The organism is Streptomyces sp. NPDC002144, assembly GCF_053593695.1.
Genome location: NZ_JBSFDB010000001.1, coordinates 512,906 through 532,168, shown reverse-complemented (window position 1 = coordinate 532,168; position 19,263 = coordinate 512,906). Strand labels below are relative to the sequence as shown.

The 19,263-nt window shown below is 71.5% G+C and carries 13 protein-coding genes; 5 read left to right on the top strand and 8 right to left on the bottom strand.

Annotation, left to right across the window (positions count from 1 at the left end):
* Window positions 1–62: 62 nt before the first annotated feature.
* Both pepN (ACWCQ1_RS02235) and ACWCQ1_RS02230 read left to right on the top strand, forming a co-directional pair.
* Window positions 63–2,660, top strand: a complete 2,598-nt coding sequence (gene pepN, locus ACWCQ1_RS02235; RefSeq protein ID WP_451025654.1) for an aminopeptidase N — start codon at window positions 63–65, stop codon at window positions 2,658–2,660.
* Window positions 2,661–2,848: 188 nt separating this feature from the next.
* The gene (locus tag ACWCQ1_RS02230; protein WP_451025653.1) at window positions 2,849–3,886 is read left to right on the top strand and encodes a hypothetical protein; all 1,038 of its coding nucleotides are present in this window, start codon (window positions 2,849–2,851) and stop codon (window positions 3,884–3,886) included.
* A 78-nt stretch (window positions 3,887–3,964) separates the two neighbouring features.
* On the opposite strand, the gene ACWCQ1_RS02225 is transcribed toward ACWCQ1_RS02230, so the two are convergent.
* The 3 genes from ACWCQ1_RS02225 to ACWCQ1_RS02215 form a co-directional block, all read right to left on the bottom strand.
* Window positions 3,965–5,152, bottom strand: a complete 1,188-nt coding sequence (locus tag ACWCQ1_RS02225) for a glycosyltransferase (protein WP_451025652.1) — start codon at window positions 5,150–5,152, stop codon at window positions 3,965–3,967.
* Window positions 5,153–5,327: 175 nt separating this feature from the next.
* The gene (locus ACWCQ1_RS02220) at window positions 5,328–7,088 is read right to left on the bottom strand and encodes a TIGR03767 family metallophosphoesterase (RefSeq protein WP_358603942.1); all 1,761 of its coding nucleotides are present in this window, start codon (window positions 7,086–7,088) and stop codon (window positions 5,328–5,330) included.
* Between the two features lie 199 nt (window positions 7,089–7,287).
* A complete protein-coding gene (locus tag ACWCQ1_RS02215) occupies window positions 7,288–7,752 on the bottom strand; it encodes an NUDIX hydrolase (protein WP_451025651.1) in 465 nt (154 codons plus the stop codon).
* Between the two features lie 156 nt (window positions 7,753–7,908).
* On the opposite strand from ACWCQ1_RS02215, the gene ACWCQ1_RS02210 reads away from it, so the two are divergent.
* Window positions 7,909–11,181 (top strand): S8 family serine peptidase, encoded by a 3,273-nt coding sequence (locus tag ACWCQ1_RS02210; protein WP_451025650.1) that lies wholly within the window; start codon window positions 7,909–7,911, stop codon window positions 11,179–11,181.
* 50 nt (window positions 11,182–11,231) lie between these two features.
* On the opposite strand, the gene ACWCQ1_RS02205 is transcribed toward ACWCQ1_RS02210, so the two are convergent.
* On the bottom strand, window positions 11,232–11,975 hold the full coding sequence (locus ACWCQ1_RS02205) for a hypothetical protein (protein WP_451025649.1): 744 nt from the start codon (window positions 11,973–11,975) through the stop codon (window positions 11,232–11,234).
* 1 nt (window position 11,976) lies between these two features.
* Window positions 11,977–12,498, bottom strand: coding sequence for a sigma-70 family RNA polymerase sigma factor (locus tag ACWCQ1_RS02200; protein ID WP_358604023.1), 522 nt, complete (start codon window positions 12,496–12,498; stop codon window positions 11,977–11,979).
* Between the two features lie 210 nt (window positions 12,499–12,708).
* Here ACWCQ1_RS02200 and ACWCQ1_RS02195 point away from each other — a divergent pair, with 210 nt between their 5' ends.
* Window positions 12,709–13,728, top strand: coding sequence for an aspartate-semialdehyde dehydrogenase (locus tag ACWCQ1_RS02195; protein ID WP_358603933.1), 1,020 nt, complete (start codon window positions 12,709–12,711; stop codon window positions 13,726–13,728).
* Here ACWCQ1_RS02195 and ACWCQ1_RS02190 read toward each other — a convergent pair.
* Window positions 13,725–14,201, bottom strand: coding sequence for a DUF1203 domain-containing protein (locus ACWCQ1_RS02190; RefSeq protein WP_451025648.1), 477 nt, complete (start codon window positions 14,199–14,201; stop codon window positions 13,725–13,727). The two genes, ACWCQ1_RS02195 and ACWCQ1_RS02190, sit on opposite strands and share 4 nt — an antisense overlap.
* Window positions 14,202–14,414: 213 nt before the next feature.
* Between ACWCQ1_RS02190 and pepN (ACWCQ1_RS02185) the strand changes: the two genes are divergently transcribed.
* Window positions 14,415–16,985 carry an aminopeptidase N gene (gene pepN, locus ACWCQ1_RS02185; RefSeq protein WP_358603927.1) on the top strand — a complete coding sequence of 857 codons (2,571 nt, stop codon included), beginning with the start codon at window positions 14,415–14,417 and terminating at the stop codon, window positions 16,983–16,985.
* Between the two features lie 100 nt (window positions 16,986–17,085).
* Here the strand turns inward: pepN (ACWCQ1_RS02185) and ACWCQ1_RS02180 are convergent, their stop codons facing one another.
* On the bottom strand, window positions 17,086–17,844 hold the full coding sequence (locus tag ACWCQ1_RS02180) for an SDR family NAD(P)-dependent oxidoreductase (protein WP_358603924.1): 759 nt from the start codon (window positions 17,842–17,844) through the stop codon (window positions 17,086–17,088).
* 71 nt (window positions 17,845–17,915) lie between these two features.
* On the bottom strand, window positions 17,916–19,247 hold the full coding sequence (locus ACWCQ1_RS02175; protein ID WP_451025676.1) for a sigma-70 family RNA polymerase sigma factor: 1,332 nt from the start codon (window positions 19,245–19,247) through the stop codon (window positions 17,916–17,918).
* Window positions 19,248–19,263: the final 16 nt, after the last annotated feature.

Genomic DNA, 19,263 nt, shown 5'->3' with positions numbered 1-19,263 from the left:
AGGAGCCCATGGCAGGATCAGCCCTGTCCACATACCGAACAGCTGCCAAGGGAGTGCCACCCGTGCCCGGTGAGAATCTGACCCGTGACGAGGCCCGGGAGCGGGCCGCCCTGCTGTCCGTCGACGGGTACGAGGTGTCGCTCGACCTGCGTTCGGCGGTGGGCGAGGAGACCGGGGACGGTCCGCGCACCTTCCGCTCGGTCACCACGATCCGCTTCCGCTGCAACGAGCCCGGCGCGTCCAGCTTCGCCGACCTGATCGCGCCGAGTGTGACCTCCGTCTCACTCAACGGCAGGGATCTCGACCCGGGTCAGGTCTTCGACGGCTCCCGGCTCCTGCTGGAGGACCTCGCCGCCGAGAACGAGCTGGTGGTGGACGCCCGGTGCGCCTACTCCCGCACCGGTGAGGGCATGCACCGCTTCGTCGACCCCGAGGACGGCGAGGTCTACCTCTACACCCAGTACGAGCCGGCCGACTCGCGCCGCGTCTTCGCGAACTTCGAGCAGCCCGACCTCAAGGCCCCGTTCCGCTTCGAGGTGCGGGCCCCGGAGGGCTGGACGGTGTGGAGCAACGGCGTCGGCGAACGGACCGACGGGGTGTGGCGGTTCGCGGAGACGAAGGCGATCTCGACGTACATCACGTGCGTGGTGGCGGGCCCGTACCACTACGTCACGGACTCCTACTCCCGCACCTTCCCGGACGGTACGACGCTGGAGATCCCCCTCGGCGCCCTGTGCCGCAAGGGTCTCGCGCCCTACTTCGACTCCGACGACGTCTTCCTGGTCACCAAGCAGGGCCTGGACTTCTTCCACGACCACGTCGACTACCCGTACCCCTTCGGGAAGTACGACCAGGCGTTCGTGCCGGAGTACAACCTGGGCGCGATGGAGAACCCGGGCCTGGTGACCTTCCGCGAGGAGTACATCTTCCGGGGCAGGGTCACCAAGGCCTCGTACGAGGGCCGGGCCAACGTGATCCTGCACGAGATGGCGCACATGTGGTTCGGCGACCTGGTCACCATGGAGTGGTGGGACGACCTGTGGCTGAAGGAGTCCTTCGCGGACTTCATGGGCGCCTTCGCGCTGGTCGGCGCGACCCGCTTCCAGGACGGCTGGATCACCTTCGCCAACCGCCGCAAGGCCTGGGCCTACCGCGCGGACCAGCTGCCCTCCACCCACCCCATCACGGCCGACATCCGCGACCTGCAGGACGCCAAGCTCAACTTCGACGGCATCACCTACGCCAAGGGCGCCTCCGTCCTCAAGCAGCTGGTCGCCTACGTCGGCCAGGACGCGTTCCTGGAGGGTGCCCGCCGCTACTTCAAGCGGCACGCGTACGGCAACACCCGCCTCGGTGACCTGCTGTCGGTGCTGGAGGAGACCAGCGGCCGGGACATGGGCGGCTGGGCGCGGTCCTGGCTGCAGACGGCGGGCGTCAACTCCCTCACCCCGCAGGTGCTGCTGGACGCGGACGGCCGCGTCGACGAGCTGGCGGTGGTGCAGGAGGCGGCCGGCTCTGCCCATCAGTCGGCTCCGCCGACGGGCACCCCGGAGCTGCGGCCGCACCGGGTGGCGGTGGGCCTGTACCGGCGCACCCCCGAGGGTTCTCTCGAGCGGTATGCGCGGGCCGAGGTGGACGTCGACGGCGCGCGGACGGTCGTGGGCGAGCTGGCCGGTGCCGAGGCGCCCGAGCTGGTGCTGGTCAACGACGACGACCTGACGTACTGCAAGATCCGCTTCGACGAGACCTCGCTGGCCGCCCTGCGCGAGCACCTGGGCACCATGACCGATCCGCTGGCCCGGGCCCTGTGCTGGTCGGCGCTGTGGAACATGACCCGGGACGCGCTGCTGCCGGCCCGGGAGTTCGTGGAGATCGTGCTGCGCTTCTCGGGCCGCGAGTCCGACATCGGCGTCCTGCAGATGCTGCACGCGTGGGCGAACTCCGCGCTGGTGCACTATGTGGCGCCGGGGTGGCGGGAGACCGGCGGACGGCTGGTGGCGGAGGGCGCCCTGCGGGAGCTGCGGGCGGCCGAGCCGGGCAGCGAGCACCAGCTGGCCTGGGCGCGGTTCTTCGCGACGGTCGCCTCCTCCCCGGAGGACCTGCGGTTGCTGCGGGGGCTGCTGGAGGGCACCGAGAAGGTCGACGGGCTGGAGGTCGACCAGGAGCTGCGCTGGGCGTTCCTGGAACCGCTCGCCGCGCACGGGGTCGCCGACGAGGCCGTGCTGGCCGCCGAACTGGCCCGCGACGACACCGCCTCCGGCAAGCGCCACCAGGTCAGGTGCCTGGCCGCGCGGCCGTCCGAGGCGGTGAAGGCGCAGGCGTGGGCGCAGGTGGTGGAGTCGGACGCGCTGTCCAACGCGCTGGTGGAGGCGACGATCGCGGGCTTCACCCAGGCCTCGCAGCGGGAGCTGCTCGCACCGTACGCGGAGCGGTACTTCGCGGCGATCGAGCGGGTCTGGGAGGAGCGGTCCATCCAGATCGGCATGGACGTGGTGCGGGGTCTGTTCCCCTCGCTGCAGGACTCGCCGGGGACGCTGGAGGCGACCGACGCGTGGCTGGCGGCGCACGAGGGGGCGGCGCCCGCGCTGCGCCGGCTGGTGCTGGAGGCCCGGGACGATCTGGCACGGGCGCTGCGGGCCCAGGCCTTGGCCAACGATTAAGCCACCGGTGACTGTTACGGAATCCGGCCAATAACACCCGTAACCCCTGGCCCAACCCATTTGGACCAGGGGCTTTCGGTGCCCTATCGGCATCCGAACACCCGTCCTTTAGTGCCGCCTTGTCTGCATTTGTCGACGAGCGTGTAACAGCGGTTAGGGGGCGGTCCGGACGCGGGAAACCCCGAGGCATGAACCACAACACCCCGCTGTCCCCCCGCCCGCTCCGTCACCTCTCCGAGGTGCACCGCCGTGTCGTGACGGCCGCGCAGCTGAAGGCGCACGGTGTCCTGTCCGCGGAGCTGACCGAGCACTGCCGCCCCGGCGGCCCCTGGCAGCAGATCCTCCCGGGTGTCTTCCTGCTCCACCCGGGGCCGCCCACCAGCGAGGAGCGGCTGCACGCGGTGCTGATGTACGCGGCACGCGAAGCCGCCCCCGGGGTGCCGGCCCAGCCGGGCGCTGAGTCCGCGCACCGCCCGGTGTGCGCGGAGGCGATGATCACCGGCCTCGCCGCCCTCACGCTGCACGGCTTCACCTCCGCGCCCCCGCTGCTGTCGATCGAGAGGATCGACGTCCTGGTCCCCCGGCTGCGCCGGGTGCGCTCGACCGGCTGCGCCCGCGTCGTCCGCACACCGTCCCTGCCGACCGCCCAGCAGGTGACGGGAGTTCCGATCGCCCCGGTCCCGCGCGCCCTGGCCGACGCGGTGGCGGAGCTTTCGGACGCCGGTGCCGTACGGCGGCTGCTGACCGAGGCGGTGCGCGGCGGCCACTGCGAACCCGCTTCGGTGGTACGGGAGTTGAAGAACGCGAAGCTGCTGAGCCGGCCGCACGTCGTGGACGCGGTGGACTTGCTGCTGGCCCAGGGCCGGGCGATCGCGGAGGACCGGCTGTACCGCATGGTCGAGGAGCACGGTCTGCCCGACCCGGTCTGGAACGTGGACCTGCGGCTGCCCGGCGGCCCGCACCTCGGCGGCCTGGACGCCTACTGGCCGGAGCAGGCGGTCGCCGTCGAACTCGACACCCGCGCGCCCCGCCAGGACGACGACGCGATGTGGTCCGAGTACGCCCGCAAGCGGGAGACCCTGGAGCGCCTGGGCATCACGGTCGTCCACATCAACCCGAAGAAGCTCCGGGACTCGGCCGAGCAGCAGGCGGCCGTGGTCCGCACGGCCCTGATGGCCTCCGGCGACCGCGACCCGGCGGCCTATGTCGTGGTACTGCCCCGGTAGTGACGGACCGGGACGGTGTCAGGAGGGGAGAGGAGGGGCTGCCGGGTGGGTCCGGCGGCCCCTCCTCATGTGCGGGGATCAGAGCGGGTCGGGCAGGGCGGGGGGCAGCGTCGCCCGGGTGTGGACGCCGTCGATCAGGGCCGCGTAGGCCGCGATCATCCGCGTACGGCTGAAGCGTTCGCGGCTGGCGGCCAGGGCCGGGGCGAGGTCGGAGCGGGCGGTCACCGCCTCCGTCCAGGCCCGGGCGATGGCGTCCGGGTCGGGCGGGGTGACGAAGCCGTGGCCCGAGACGATCGCCGCGCTGTCGCCGACGTCGGTGGCCACCGGTACGGCCCCGCACATCATGCCCTCGACCAGGCACAGCGGGGCCGCCTCGCCCCAGGAGGAGGTGAGGGCGACCACGTCGGCGGCCGCGTAGAGGTGCTCCATGTCGTGCCGGACGCCGAGGGGGTGCAGCCGGTCCGTGAGGAGGGGGTCGGTGCCGAAGGCGGCCGCGATGTCCGCGACCAGGCCCGGGTTGGCGCGCGTCATGCCCGCGCCGCACAGCAGGACGCGGCCGCGCGGCTCCCGGGCGAGCCAGGCGCGGGCTGAGGCCAGGAACAGGGGGACGTTCTTCATCGCGTCGTAGCGGGCGGCGAAGATCACCACCGGGGCGTCGGCCGGGACGTCCAGGGCGGCGCGCACCGCGAGCCGGGCGGCCGGGTCGGGGCGGAAGCGGAGCAGGTCCACGCCGTTGGGGATGACGTGCAGCAGCTCGCCCGGGACCCCGGCGGCCTGGTAGGCGGCCCGGGTGGACTCCGCGCAGCACACACAGGCCACCACCGTGCCGTCGGCGATGGCCGCCTTCAGCTCGTCCAGGGCGGCGCCCTGGTTCTCCGGGTCGGAGCGGTGCAGACAGACGACGACCGGGCGGCGCGGCAGGCCCGCCTGGTTGAGCAGCCGCAGGGGCTGTTCCTTCAGGGACAGGATGACGTCCGCCTCGGCGGTCGCCCGTGCGGTGTCGGCCAGCTCCGGCCCGGTGAAACCGACCTGATCCCGGCTTGCGGGGAAGCTGCGGCCCAGGGACGTGACGCCCACCCCCGCCGCGGTCAGCGACCGGTAGCAGGCGTCGTCCTCCATCCGCTGCCGGGTGGCCTCGCGGTGCACCTCACCGTGGATGCTCAGCACCCGGTGATCCTGCTGACCACCCTCGACCAGGCCGAGCACGACGTCACTATGGACGATCCGGGCCCCGCCGGAGAAAAAACCTTCGTAAACAGACAGCACACGCAGTCCGTGCCTTGCGCGCACACGACCACCCGCCTCGTACAGATCGAGCCATCCCCGTGAACAGCGGGTTAGCCGATATGAGGCGCCACGGACGTTTCGTACGGATGAACTGGGCGTCTCCGATCCGAGTCGCCTGGATTACCGGACGGCCAGGCCACATGCGCGCATGCATTCACCCCTTCTTCAGGACCAGCTCGGTGTTGCGGTCGCTCGATGTGCCGCCCATTTTCTTGCTGGCGCCGGGGGCGTTGTAGGAGATCTCTCGGTAGAGGGCGGCCAGGCCCGTCTGGGTGAGGTCGGTGAAGTCGGTGCGGTGCGGGGCCGCCGACTCGATGAGGGTGGTGAACAGGGAGATCGTGCCGTCCTTGTTGTCGGCGATCTCGATGACGCGGGCCAGCTGCGGGTAGTCCACGTGGGACGCGGTGGAGATCTCCCAGAAGGAGCGGCCGCCCGACGCCTTGTGCGGGGTGATCTCGTTGCGGTGGATGTGTCCGTTCACCCAGGCCAGGACGTTCGCGTGGCGGCTCAGCAGGGAGACGACCTCGGCGCCGTCGTGCCGCTTCTCGCCGGGGTGCGCGGGGTCGGGGTGTTCGGTGTTGGTCATCGACTTGCTGGTGTGGTGGCTGAAGACGATGGCCCAGGAGTCCTTGTTGTCCTTCAACTGCCGCTCCAGCCAGCGCAGTTGGGTGGTGCCGATGGAGCCGTCGTAGTGACCGCTCGGGTCGGTGGTGTCGATGCTGATGCCGATGACGTCGTCGGAGATGCGGAACGTGTAGTACTGGGTGCCCGCGTCGAGGTTGGCGGTGGAGTAGCCGTGGCCGACCGGGCCGAGACCGCGGTGCGCCGGGTCGAGGTGGGCCTTGAGGTAGTCGGTCGGGGTGAAGGGGGCACGGCGCTCGTCCGGTGTGACGGAGCGCATGTCGCGGCTGTGCGCCTTGAGCAGGTCGCGCAGGGCGGTGCCGCTCGGGTCGCCGCCGCTCCTGATGAGGTTCTGCAGCTTCTTGGCCTCGGTGGCGGGCAGGCTCATCAGCTTCTTGCCGCCGACGGTGAACTCTCCGAGCCAGGAGTCGGCGTGGCCGTAGCAGCCCAGCATCAGGGCGTCGTGGTTGCCGACCGTGGAGTACCAGGGCAGGTTGAGGCCGGGGCTGCGGATCTCCCGGATCGCGGCGGGCAGGAAGCCGCCGAGGTGCGGGAAGCCCAGCCGCTTGTCGTGGTCGCGGGTGGTGGAGTCGGGCTGCCAGAACAGCTGCAGGCCGCTGTTCTGGACGCCCTCGTAGTGGCGCGGGTCACCGGAGTTGGGGGTGATCTTGCCGCCGCTCAGGACGGTCAGGAACCACTCCAGCTCGGTCCCCGCGTTGTTGTCCGTGTTGTCGCCGGTGGTCATGGCGAAGTGCAGCGGCGAGCCCGTGACGGGGGCGCCGCGCAGCGCGTTGACCCGCTCGATCAGGGAGACCGCTCCCTGCACGGTCAGCGCCTCGTGGGGGCGCCAGGCGTGCGGATCGGCGGAGCGCACGTACTCCAGCCGCAGCGGGTGCTGGGCGTCAATCAGGTGCAGGTCGGTCAGCTGCACGAACGCCGCGAGCGCGGTACGGCGGCCCGCGCGGCCCGACTTGGGGGCGGCGAGCTCGCTGCGCACGACGCGGGCCCAGCCGGGACCGTCGGCGAGCCGGCGGTAGCCGGAGCCGGCGCGCGGGGTGGCGACGGAGGCGAGGGTGGTGCCCTTGGTGTACGGCGCGAGAGGCGCGGTGGCGGCCTGACGGGAGTGGGCCACGATCGCCTCGTGCGGGTGCGCGGCGGCGGCCGCGGCCTGGCTGTCGGTGGGCCGCAGGGCGTAACCGACGCCTGCGGAGACGGCTGCCGCGCCGGTGGCGGCGAGGACGGTACGGCGGTTGATCGCGGGCTTGTCGCCGGCGACTGAGCGTATGCGCGGCATGGCGCGGTCTCCCCGAGTGCGAACGCGTCGGCAGTGGTCGCGGGTTTTCGCTGCCGCGAACAACCCGCTCGCCTTGGATGCTTGGCACCGGGAATGACCTGCGCGTGAACGAGACAGCAACGCGCAGCGCCGATCACCGTACGTGGATCTTGGCAAACCCTGTGTGTTCTCACCCGCTCTTCGACCGGCCGGAAGGCGGTCACGCAGTGTTCATCTTCTGGGGTAACCGACCCGTCACCGGCCGCTCCCGCCACAGCGCCAGTCCCGTGTCGACGAGCCCGACCCGGTTGAGGCCCGGGACCGTCTCCAGCGGATGCCAGGCCGCCAGGTCGGTCGAACCGCCGATCTCGGGGCGGAGTTGGCCGCCGGTCACCCGGGCCTCGTAGACGAGCCGGAGGCCCTGGCGGTCGACCGGGCGGCGGAAGCGGCTCCGGGTCGTCAAGCGGAAGGAGTCGACGCCGAGCAGGCCGGTCACCTCGACGTGGTACCCCGTCTCCTCCTCCACCTCCCGCAGCACGGTGTCGTAGGGGTCCTCGCCGTGTTCCATGCCGCCGCCGGGCAGGGTCCATTCGGGCCGGCCCCGGCCGTCGGTCCAGCGCGCCAGCAGGAGTTGCCCGTCGCGGACGCATATGGCGTAGGCCGCCACCCTCAATTTCCGTCGCACAGGGAGAAATTAGCCGGAACGGGGCTGTCGGGAGTGCGTCCCGCATCGGGGGTTTTCCCCATACATCTCTATCGCCCGGGTCAACACTTCCCAAACAACCTCCCCTTGGGTAAAGCTGTGCGCTCGTCCGGCACTGGATTTCCTCACCTGTAAGGGATGCCGATGACCTTGCTCCCCGTCAGACCCGCGGCCCGAATAGCCGTGGCCGCCGGTCTCGTCGCCGCGCTCTCCGCGGCCGGGCCGATACCCCTGGCCTTCTCCGCCGACGGCCCCTCCGGAACCGCGCCCACGGACACCGCCGTCAAGTCCGCGCACGACAAGCTGGGTTCCGACGACGCGGACCGGCTCGCCGAGGCCAAGGCCGACGGCGACAAGAACGTCACGATGATGATCGCCACCGCGCCGGGGCAGACCGAGCAGGTCACCCAGAAACTGGACGCGGTCAAGGGCGGCATCGTGGGCCGCACCTACGACAAGCTCGGCTACGTCCGCGCCACCGTCCCCACCGCGAAGGCGGACTCGGCCATCGCGGCCGCCGCGAAGCTGTCCTCCGTGCACGGCATCGACCTGCGCGCGGAGATACCCCTGGACGACCCGAGCGTCACGAGCGGCGCCAAGTCGGCCAGCGGCAAGGCGAGTTACCCGGCGCCGGACAAGAACACGCCGGCGCGCAACCCGTACAACCCGTCCTTCGAGACGGGCGCCGTCGACTTCGTGAAGCAGCACCCGAAGGCGGACGGCCGCGGTGTCACCATCGGCATCCTCGACTCCGGTGTCGACCTCGGTCACCCGGCGCTGCAGAAGACCACCACCGGCGAGCGGAAGATCGTCGACTGGGTGACGGCCACCGACCCGATCGTCGACGGCGACGCCACCTGGCGGCCGATGCTCACCTCGGTGTCCGGGCCGGCCTTCACCTACGGCGGCCGCAGCTGGACGGCGCCCGCCGGGTCGTACCAGATCAGCACCTTCAGCGAGGCCGCGACCGCGGGCGGCGACGCCAAGGGCGACGCCAACCGGGACGGCGACACCACCGACAAGTGGGGCGTCCTGTACGACGCTGCCGCCGGGACGGTCCGCGTCGACCTCAACAACAACTTCGACTTCAGCGACGACACGCCCATGAAGCCGTACAAGGACGGCTTCCAGGTCGGCTACTTCGGGACCGACGACCCGAAGACCGACGTGGTGGAGCGGCAGCCGTTCGTGGTCGAGATCCGCAAGGACGTCGTCTACAACTCCTCCGGCGCGAAGGCCGACTTCGTCAACATCGGCGTCATCGAGTCCGAGCACGGCACGCACGTGGCCGGCATCACCGCCGCCAACGGCCTGTTCGGCGGGCGGATGAACGGCGCCGCTCCCGGCGCGAAGATCGTCTCCTCCCGGGCCTGCACCTGGAGCGGCGGCTGCACCAACGTCGCGCTCACCGAGGGCATGATCGACCTGGTCGTCAACCGCGGTGTCGACATCGTCAACATGTCGATCGGCGGCCTCCCGGCCCTCAACGACGGCAACAACGCCCGCGCGGAGCTGTACACCCGGCTCATCGACACCTACGGCGTGCAGCTGGTGATCTCCGCCGGCAACTCCGGCCCCGGCGCCAACACCATCGGCGACCCGGGCCTCGCCGACAAGGTGATCTCCGTCGGCGCGACCATCTCCAGGGAGACCTGGGCGGCCAACTACGGCTCGGTCGTCGAGAAGAAGTACGCGATGATGCCCTTCTCCTCCCGCGGTCCGCGCGAGGACGGCGGCTTCACTCCGACCCTGTCCGCGCCGGGCGCCGCCATCAACACCACCCAGACCTGGCTGCCGGGCGCCCCGGTCGCCGAGTCGGGCTACGCGCTGCCGGCCGGCTACTCCATGCTGCAGGGCACCTCGATGGCCTCCCCGCAGGCCACCGGCGCGACCGCGCTGCTGCTGAGCGCCGCCAAGCAGAAGCACATCGCGCTGAGCCCCGCCGACCTGCGCACGGCCCTGACCTCGACGGCCAAGCACATCAAGGGCGTTCAGGCGTACGAGGAGGGCGCGGGCCTGATCGACGTGGTCGACGCCTGGGACGCCGTCCGCGACGGCGCCACCGCCCACGACTACACCGTCAAGGCGCCGGTCGACACCGCGATCGACCAGCTGCTGAAGACCCCCGGCTACGGCACCGGACTCTACGACCGCGAGGGCGGTCTGAAGGCCGGGCAGAAGAAGACGTACGACGTCACCATCACCCGCACCTCCGGCTCGGAGAAGGCGCAGTGGCACCGGCTGCGGTTCGAGAACAACGCCGGTGACACCTTCCGGATCCTCGGCAAGCACGAGGTGAGGCTGCCGCTGAACCAGCCGGTGACGGTGAAGGTGCAGGCGAACCCCCGCTCGGCGGGCCTGAAGAGCGCGATCCTCTCCGTGGACGACCCGAGCACCGAGGGCGTCGACAAGCAGATCCTCACCACGGTCGTGGTCTCGACGCCGATGAAGTACACCTACTCCGCGTCCGACTCCGTGCAGCGCAACAGCACGCGGTCGTACTTCGTGACCGTCCCCGAGGGCGCCACGTCGCTGGAGGTGGCGATCGGCGGGCTGAAGGGCGTGAGCCAGACGCGGTTCATCGCGATCCACCCCTACGGCGTCCCGGTCGACAACACCTCCACGCCGTACTGCTACAACAACTACCTCGACGGCAACGGCTGCAAGCCCGACGTGCGCTCGTACGCCGACCCGCAGCCGGGCGTCTGGGAGATCGAGGTCGAGGCGCGCCGCACCTCGCCGCTGCTCGACAACCCCTACAAGCTCGACGCCGCCGTCTACGGCGCCGCCTTCGCCCCGGAGACGGTGACCGTGCCCGAGGCGAAGGTGGGCACCCCGGCGGCCGCCTCCTGGAAGGTGACCAACAAGCTCGCCGCGATCGACGGCCACCTCGTCGGCGGCCCGCTCGGCTCCTCCAAGACGGCCCGCCCGACGATCAAGCAGGGCGAGACGCAGACCACCACGGTCGTGGTGCCCGAGGGCGCCAAGTCCCTGGACGTGGCGATCGGCAACGTCTCCGACGCGGCCGCCGACCTCGACCTGACGGTGAAGAACGCGGCCGGCACGGTCGTCGGCCAGTCCGCCGACGGCGACTCGGAGGAGGCGGTCTCCGTCGCCTCGCCCGCCGCCGGCACGTACACCATCGAGGTCGCGGGCTACTCGGTGCCGTCCGGCTCGACGGCGTACGACTACCGGGACGTCTTCTTCTCCGCGTCCCTGGGCACCGTCACCGTCGACCAGACGGCGCCGGTGAAGCTCGGCACGGGCGCCTCGGCGACCGTCTCCGCGAGCGTCACCGCTGCGGCGGCCGCTCCGGAGGGCCGGGAGTTCTTCGGTCAGGTGCAGCTGGTGAACGCCCGCGGCACGGTCGCGGGCACCGGCAGCGTGAAGATCGAGAAGGTCACGCCGTAGCCGGTGGTACGGCGATGAGGGCGGGCGTCCGTACGGGCGCCCGCCCTTGCTCATTCGCAGGTCGTACCGGCTGCCTCGCGCACCGCCTGTTCGAGCCCGGCGCGTTCGGGGGCGATGGACGCCTCCCCGACCAGGACCTGGTCCGGGGTGGCCGAGCGGCGCGGGAAGGCGACCAGGATGTGGTCGCCCCGGTGCAGGGCCTGGCCGGCCACGCTCTCGGCGACCACGAAGGTGAGCTCCTGCCCGGTGTTCTCCGGCCGGGTGGTCGCCGGTTTGTACGCGCGGGTCACGCGCAGGGTGATCCGCTCCCGGCCGGCGGGCGCCGGGGCCGGCCCGGCCGCGGTGACCGTGCCCTCGGCGACGAGCCGCGAGCAGGCGAGGTACTCGGAGCTGGCGAAGGGGGAGCGGGCCGCGGACTCCGCCGACTTGGCGCCGGAGTCCGCGCTGCCGCCCGACAGGGAGTTCGCCCCGCCCCCGGCCTGGCCCAGCAGCCAGATCATCCCCGACAGCACGCCCGCGACGGCCGTCACGGCGAGGCCCGCGAAGGCGAACCCGCGCACCGCACGCCGGTTCCGCGACGGCCGTGGCGGTGCGGCCGCCGGCCGTGGCCGTGGCTGCTCCCTCGCCAGCGCGTCCCCGATGATCCCGAGCTGTTCCCGCAGCAGCGCCACATCGGCCTCGGCGCGGCGGTGCTCGGCGAGGAGGGCGGCGTCGGCGTCCTCGGGGGGCCGCTCGCCGGTGATCGCGGCCATCAGCGCGTCGCTGCCGTCGTAGTGCCGGTCGTCGGCGGTCATCTCACACCACCTCGTCCTCGTGCAGACGGGCACGCAGGGCCCGGACCGCCGTGTGCAGCCTGCTCTTGACCGTGCCCTCCGGGACGCCGAGCTCCTGGGCGATCGAACGGACCGGCAGGTCGGCGTAGAAGCGCAGGACGAGGACCTGGCGCTGGGGGTCCGGGAGCTCGTCGAGGCCCTGGGCCACCGCCAGCGAGAGCACGCTGGTGTCCTCGCCCGAGGGGTGTTCCAGCTGGCGCAGGGAGGCCAGCCGCTCACCGATCCGGTCCTGGCGGCGCCTCGCGCGATGCCAGTCCATGGCCAGGTTGGAGGCGACGACGGCCGCCCAGGCGGAGACGTCGCGCGGGGCCTCGTACCCCTTCGCCGCGCGCTCCAGCAACCGCAGGCGGACCTGCTGCACCCCGTCCGGCAGGTCCGCCTGCGGCACCCCGCCCAGCGCGAGCACCGCCCGCACCCGGCGTTCCTGAGCCGCGTCCAGAGGATCCTCGTCCTCCGGCGCACGGCGGGCCTTTCTGCGCAGCACAAGCCACCCCCTCACCGCGTTTCCTCTACGACGCGGCAGCGCACGGAAACGTTCGACCGGATCTCCGGAAAACCGTGTGGAGGCGTACCTCACACCGCCGGGCGTCCCATTCCTCGAACATGGTGCGCAAAGAATTGGACAGGCGGACCCGGGTCGGCCGCATGATGGAAAAGCCGCAGACACGTAAGCATCACAGGTAAGGGAGTCGCCGTGAGGGTCGGAATCGTCGGAGCCACCGGTCAGGTCGGCACGGTCATGCGCAGGATCCTCAAGGAACGGAACTTCCCGGTCACCGAGCTGCGCCTGTTCGCCTCGGCCCGCTCCGCCGGGACCGAGCTGGACGGCGTGACGGTGGAGGACGCGGCCAGCGCCGACTACTCCGGCCTGGACATCGTGCTGTTCTCCGCGGGCGGCGCGACCTCGAAGGCGCTGGCCGAGAAGGTGGCCTCGCAGGGCCCGGTCGTGATCGACAACTCCTCCGCCTGGCGCAAGGACCCCGAGGTTCCGCTGGTCGTGTCCGAGGTGAACCCGCACGCGATCGCCGACCGTCCCAAGGGCATCATCGCCAACCCGAACTGCACCACGATGGCCGCGATGCCGGTCCTGAAGGTGCTGCACGCCGAGGCGGGCCTGGAGGCGCTGGTCGTCGCCACCTACCAGGCCGTGTCCGGTTCCGGTCTCGCGGGCGTGGCCGAGCTGCACGGCCAGGCGCAGAAGGTGATCGCCGACGCGGACAAGCTGACGCACGACGGCGCGGCGGTCGACTTCCCCGAGCCCGGCGTCTACAAGCGCCCCATCGCCTTCAACGTGCTCCCCTTCGCCGGGAACCTCGTCGACGACGGCCTGAACGAGACCGACGAGGAGCAGAAGCTCCGCAACGAGTCCCGCAAGATCCTGGAGATCCCCGACCTCAAGGTCTCCGGCACCTGCGTCCGCGTCCCGGTCTTCTCCGGCCACTCCCTGCAGGTCAACGCCCGCTTCGCCCGCCCCCTCTCCCCCGAGCGCGCGACGGAGCTGCTCGCCGAGGCCCCCGGGGTCGAGCTGTCGGACATCCCGACGCCCCTGCAGGCCGCCGGCCAGGACCCCTCCTACGTCGGCCGCATCCGCCGCGACGAGACCGTCGACAACGGCCTCGCCCTGTTCATCTCCAACGACAACCTCCGCAAGGGCGCCGCGCTGAACGCGGTCCAGATCGCGGAGCTGGTGGCGGCGGAGCTGAAGCAGGCCTAGGGCCTGCGCACCTCGTAGAGGAAGCAGCCGTACTCGACGGCCCGGACGTGGACGAGTGCCACAGCCGGCTCGTCGAACGCGTTTTTGAAGGCCGTGTCGTCGGCGGCGTCGACCAGTTCGCCGCCGAGGATGCTGCCGTCGGCGGAGTAGCGGCGGACGGTGCGGTGGGCGTCCGCGAAGGGGTAGGCGTCGTCGCCGGTGGCCGGGCCCGGGCACTCCTCCGCGTGGACGAAGACGGGTCCCTGCTCGTCGTAGGCCCCCGGCTCGGCGCCCGTCTCGGCCGCCCAGCGGCGCAGCGGCGCGTAGGCGACGAGCGCGATCCGCTCCCCCGGCGCACTGCGGCGCAGACAGCAGCGCAGGGGCGCGCCTCCCTCGTCGTCGGTGAACGGGGCCGGCGGCCGGCCCGCGTCGTCGGCGACGCGCAGCTCCTCGAGGACGGACGGGGCGACGGGGCGTGCGGTGTAGGTCGTCATGCGTACCAGGCTGACGCGGGCCGGGCGCGATGACCGGCGGGAAACGGACACGGCGTTCCCGCAGGTCCGCCGCCCAGTGCCGGCCACGACCGACGCGCGTGCGACCGGCCCGGCCGTCGGAGACCACCGGCGGTGAATGGACATCGCGCTTTTCCCGGCCGCCGTGGAAGGATGGCCGCACCGCCGAACCGACACATACGAGGAGATGAACGCGTGCCTGGCACAAACCTGACTCGCGAAGAGGCTCAGCAGCGGGCGCAGCTGCTCACTGTCGAGTCCTACGAGATCGATCTCGACCTCTCCGGCGCGCAGGAGGGCGGTACGTACCGGTCCGTGACGACGGTGCGTTTCGACGTCAGCGAGAACGGCTCCGAGTCCTTCATCGACCTGGTCGCCCCCACGGTCCACGAGGTCACGCTGAACGGCGACCCGCTCGACCCGGCGGAGGTCTTCGCGGACTCCCGGATCGCGCTGCCGGGCCTGCTGGAGGGCCGCAACGTCCTGCGCGTGGTCGCGGACTGCGCGTACACCAACACCGGCGAGGGCCTGCACCGCTTCGTCGACCCGGTCGACCAGCAGGCCTACCTCTACACCCAGTTCGAGGTGCCGGACGCCCGCCGGGTCTTCGCGAGCTTCGAGCAGCCCGACCTGAAGGCCACCTTCCAGTTCACGGTGAAGGCGCCGACCGGCTGGACCGTCATCTCCAACTCCCCGACCCCGGAGCCCAAGGACGACGTCTGGGTCTTCGAGCCGACGCCGAGGATCTCCAGCTACATCACCGCGCTGATCGTCGGCCCGTACCACTCGGTGCACAGCGTGTACGAGAAGGACGGCCAGTCCGTGCCGCTGGGCATCTACTGCCGTCCCTCGCTCGCCGAGTACCTGGACTCGGACGCGATCTTCGAGGTCACCCGGCAGGGCTTCGAGTGGTTCCAGGAGAAGTTCGACTACGCGTACCCGTTCAAGAAGTACGACCAGCTCTTCGTGCCGGAGTTCAACGCGGGCGCGATGGAGAACGCGGGCGCGGTGACCATCCGCGACCAGTACGTCTTCCGTTCCAAGGTCACCGACGCGTCGTACGAGCTGCGCGCCGAGACCATCCTCCACGAGCTGGCCCACATGTGGTTCGGCGACCTGGTCACCATGGAGTGGTGGAACGACCTGTGGCTGAACGAGTCGTTCGCCACGTACACGTCCATCGCGTGCCAGGCGTACCACCCCGCCTCCCGCTGGCCGCACTCGTGGACGACCTTCGCCAACTCCATGAAGACGTGGGCGTACCGGCAGGACCAGCTGCCCTCCACCCACCCGATCATGGCCGAGATCCGTGACCTGGACGACGTCCTCGTCAACTTCGACGGCATCACGTACGCCAAGGGCGCTAGCGTCCTGAAGCAGCTCGTGGCGTACGTCGGCATGGACGAGTTCTTCGCGGGTGTGCAGGCGTACTTCAAGAACCACGCGTACGGCAACACGCGGCTGTCCGACCTGCTGGGCGCGCTGGAGGAGACCTCCGGGCGCGACCTGGGCACCTGGTCGCAGAAGTGGCTGCAGACGGCCGGCATCAACATCCTGCGCCCGGAGATCGAGACGGACGCCGAGGGCGTCATCACCTCCTTCGCGATCCGCCAGGAGGCCCCGGCGCTCCCGGCCGGTGCCAAGGGCGAGCCGACCCTGCGCCCGCACCGCATCGCGATCGGCCTGTACGAACTCGACGACACGAGCGGCAAGCTGGTGCGCGACGAGCGCGTGGAGCTGGACGTCGACGGCGAGCTGACGGCCGTACCGCAGCTGGTCGGCAAGCGCCGTCCGGCCGTCGTCCTGCTCAACGACGACGACCTGTCGTACGCCAAGGTCCGCCTCGACGAGCAGTCCCTCGCCTTCGTCACCGATCACCTCGGCGACTTCGAGTCCTCCCTCCCCCGCGCCCTGTGCTGGGCCTCGGCCTGGGACATGACCCGCGACGCGGAACTCGCCACCCGCGACTACCTGTCCCTGGTCCTGTCGGGCATCGGCAAGGAGTCCGACATCGGTGTCGTGCAGTCCCTGCAGCGCCAGGTGAAGCTCGCCGTCGACCTGTACGCCGACCCGGCCGCCCGCGAGTCTCTGCTGACCCGCTGGACCGACGCCACGCTGGCCCATCTCCGCTCCGCCGAGCCGGGCAGCGACCACCAGCTGGCCTGGGCCCGCGCCTTCGCGGCCACGGCCCGTACGCCGGAGCAGCTGGACCTGCTGGAGTCCCTGCTGGACGGTTCGCAGACGATCGAGGGCCTGGCCGTCGACACCGAGCTGCGCTGGGCGCTGGTGCAGCGCCTCGCCGCGGTCGGCCGTTTCGACGAGGCGGAGATCGCCGGCGAGTACGAGCGGGACAAGACGGCGGCCGGCGAGCGCCACGCCGCGTCCGCCCGTGCCGCCCGCCCGACCGCGGAGGCCAAGGCGGAGGCCTGGGCGTCGGTCGTCGAGTCCGACAAGCTGCCGAACGCCGTGCAGGAGGCGGTCATCGCCGGCTTCGTCCAGACCGACCAGCGCGAGCTGCTCGCCCCGTACACGGACAAGTACTTCGAGGTGGTCAACGACATCTGGTCCTCCCGCTCGCACGAGATGGCCCAGCAGATCGCCGTCGGCCTGTACCCCGCCATCCAGGTCTCCCCGGAAACCCTGGCCAAGACGGACACCTGGCTCTCCGAGACCGACCCCAACGCGGCCCTGCGCCGTCTGGTCTCCGAGTCCCGCTCGGGTGTGGAGCGGGCGCTGAAGGCGCAGGCGGCGGACACGGCCGCCTAGTTCCGCAGTTCCGCGTACGACGACAGGGGGCGCCCGGCATCATGCCGGGCGCCCCTTCCTATGCCCTGAGCCCCCGCCCAGAGCCGCCCCTCAACCGCCCTCAGCGCACGACCATCCCGCCCGTCACGTTGACGAACGTGCCGGTGATGCCCGCCGCGTGGTCGGAGGCCAGGAAGGTGGCCGTGGCGGTGATCTCGGCGAGGGTGGGGTTGCGGCGGGTCATGCGCATCGTCGCGAGGTTGCTGACGATGCCCTGGATCGCTGCCTCGTCGATGGCGGGGTTGACCGCGGAGAGCTTCTCGACGGTGAAGGTCTCGGGGACACCGGCCGCCCAGAGGCCCACGGCGCGCACTCCGCGGGGGCCCAGTTCGATCGCCAGGTTGCGGACGAGCGTGTCGGTGGCCGCGTCCGCGGGTCCCGTGCCGCCCATCATCGGACTGCCGTGCGCGGAGCCGCTGTTGAGGGTGAGGATGACGCCGGAGCCGCGCTCGGCCATGCGGCGGCCGGCGGCACGGGCGGTGATGAAGTTGGCGCGGGTTCCGTCGATCACCGGCCGCAGGAAGTCGTCCACCGGCATGTCGGTGAGCGGGACGCCCTGCACATCGCCGCGGCTGACCAGGTTGAAGGAGACGTCGACGGCGCCGACGCCGTTCAGGTGGTCCTCGACGGCCGCCTCGTCCAGCGCGTCCACGACGGCGACCTCGGCGTCCTTGATGTCGGCGGCCACCGCCTCCAGTGTCTTGCGGGTCCGTCCGACGAGGTGGACGCGGGCCCCCTCGGCGGCGAAGGCGCGGGCCACCGCACCGCCGATCGAGCCGCCGGCGCCGTAGACGATCGCGGTCTTGTCGGTGAGCAGCATGGTGATTCTCCCTGCGGGTCGTGACGTTCGTGTCGGTCATATGGACGCGCCGGGGCCGTGGCGGTCATCGGTCACAGACGCAGGGGCAGGCCGAAGGCCGGGAAGAGGTGCGGTTCGAAGGAGGTGACCTCGACGATCCGGTCGTCGGCGTCGAAGCGGAGCACGTCGAGGACCTGCGCGCGGTACACGTTCGTACCGGGCCTGCGGACGTAACCGCCCGCCGCGAGCTGGCCGTTGGCGCGCGCGGGCAGATGGCGCCAGTGGCCGAAGAACATGGGGGACGCCGGGTCCAGGGTGGGGCGCAGGAAGTCGACGAGGGCGTCGCGGCCCGTGAACCAGAACGGGTTCGGCGGCATGGTGAGCGTGACGTCCTCGCTCAGCAGCTCGGTCATCGCCCCGAAGTCGAGCTGTTCGGCGGCGGTCATGTACCGCTGCAGCACGGCCCGTTGGGCCGGGGTGGGCTCGGTCGTCGTCCAGTCGGCGCGGTGGCCGGGCAGCCGGTCGCGCAGGGTGGGGCGGGCGCGCTGCAGGGCGCTGTTGGCGGAGGCCACGGTCAGGCCGAGGGCCTCGGCGGTCTCGGCGGCGGTCAGCCCCAGCACGTCCCGCAGGATCAGCACCGCGCGCTGGCGGGGCGGGAGGTGCTGGAGGGCGGCGAGGAAGACCAGTTCCAGGGTCTCCCGGGAGAGCGCGGCGGCCTCCGGCTGCTCCTCGGCCGAGGGCAGTTCGTCGTCGGGGTAGGGCTGCAGCCAGGTGATACGGACGGGTGGCTCGCCGGTGCCGTGGTTCATGCCGGGGATCGGTTCGTAGCGCTGCGGGCGGCGGGCGGTGCGGCGCTGGAAGTCCAGGCAGGCGTTGGTGGCGATGCGGTACAGCCAGGTGCGGGCGCCGGCCCGTCCCTCGAAGCCGTCCCGGGCCCGCCAGGCCCGCAGGAACGTCTCCTGCACCAGGTCCTCGGCGTCGTCGTGGGAGCCGGTCATGCGGTAGCAGTGGACCTGGATCTCCCGCCGGTGGGCCTCGGTGAGGGCGGCGAAGTCGGTCTCGGTGAGGGCGGCGAGGCCGGACCCGGTGAGCCGGGGCCCGGTCTCCGGTTCCGTCACGGGGACGGACGTGACGGATTCCTTCGCCGTGTCCCGTGCCACCCGGGCCACCCGCCGCAGCCGGGCGACGGACGACGACAGCTCGCTCACCCCCGAGTACAGGACCGAGGGCGGTGTGGGCGCCAGCTCCTTCACCTGGCGCGCGAGGTCCTCGATCAGTCCCTCCACCCCGGTCTCCTCCGGCCCGTGCCGCCTGCGGTACGCCTTCTGCCGGCAGGCCGCCGAGCAGTACAGGGAGCTGCGGCCGGTGCGGCCGGCCCGGGCGGGCAGCGGCTTTCCACACACCGCACAGACGTCGGCGACCACGGGCACCTCCGGGAGG

Coding starts and splice junctions, on each gene's coding strand:
- ACWCQ1_RS02210 (WP_451025650.1), top strand. CDS start 7,909: ATGCCGATGACCTTGCTCCCCGTCAGACCCGCGGCCCGAATAGCCGTG.
- ACWCQ1_RS02190 (WP_451025648.1), bottom strand. CDS start 14,201: ATGACGACCTACACCGCACGCCCCGTCGCCCCGTCCGTCCTCGAGGAG.
- ACWCQ1_RS02220 (WP_358603942.1), bottom strand. CDS start 7,088: ATGCCGCGCATACGCTCAGTCGCCGGCGACAAGCCCGCGATCAACCGC.
- ACWCQ1_RS02180 (WP_358603924.1), bottom strand. CDS start 17,844: ATGCTGCTCACCGACAAGACCGCGATCGTCTACGGCGCCGGCGGCTCG.
- ACWCQ1_RS02205 (WP_451025649.1), bottom strand. CDS start 11,975: ATGACCGCCGACGACCGGCACTACGACGGCAGCGACGCGCTGATGGCC.
- ACWCQ1_RS02230 (WP_451025653.1), top strand. CDS start 2,849: ATGAACCACAACACCCCGCTGTCCCCCCGCCCGCTCCGTCACCTCTCC.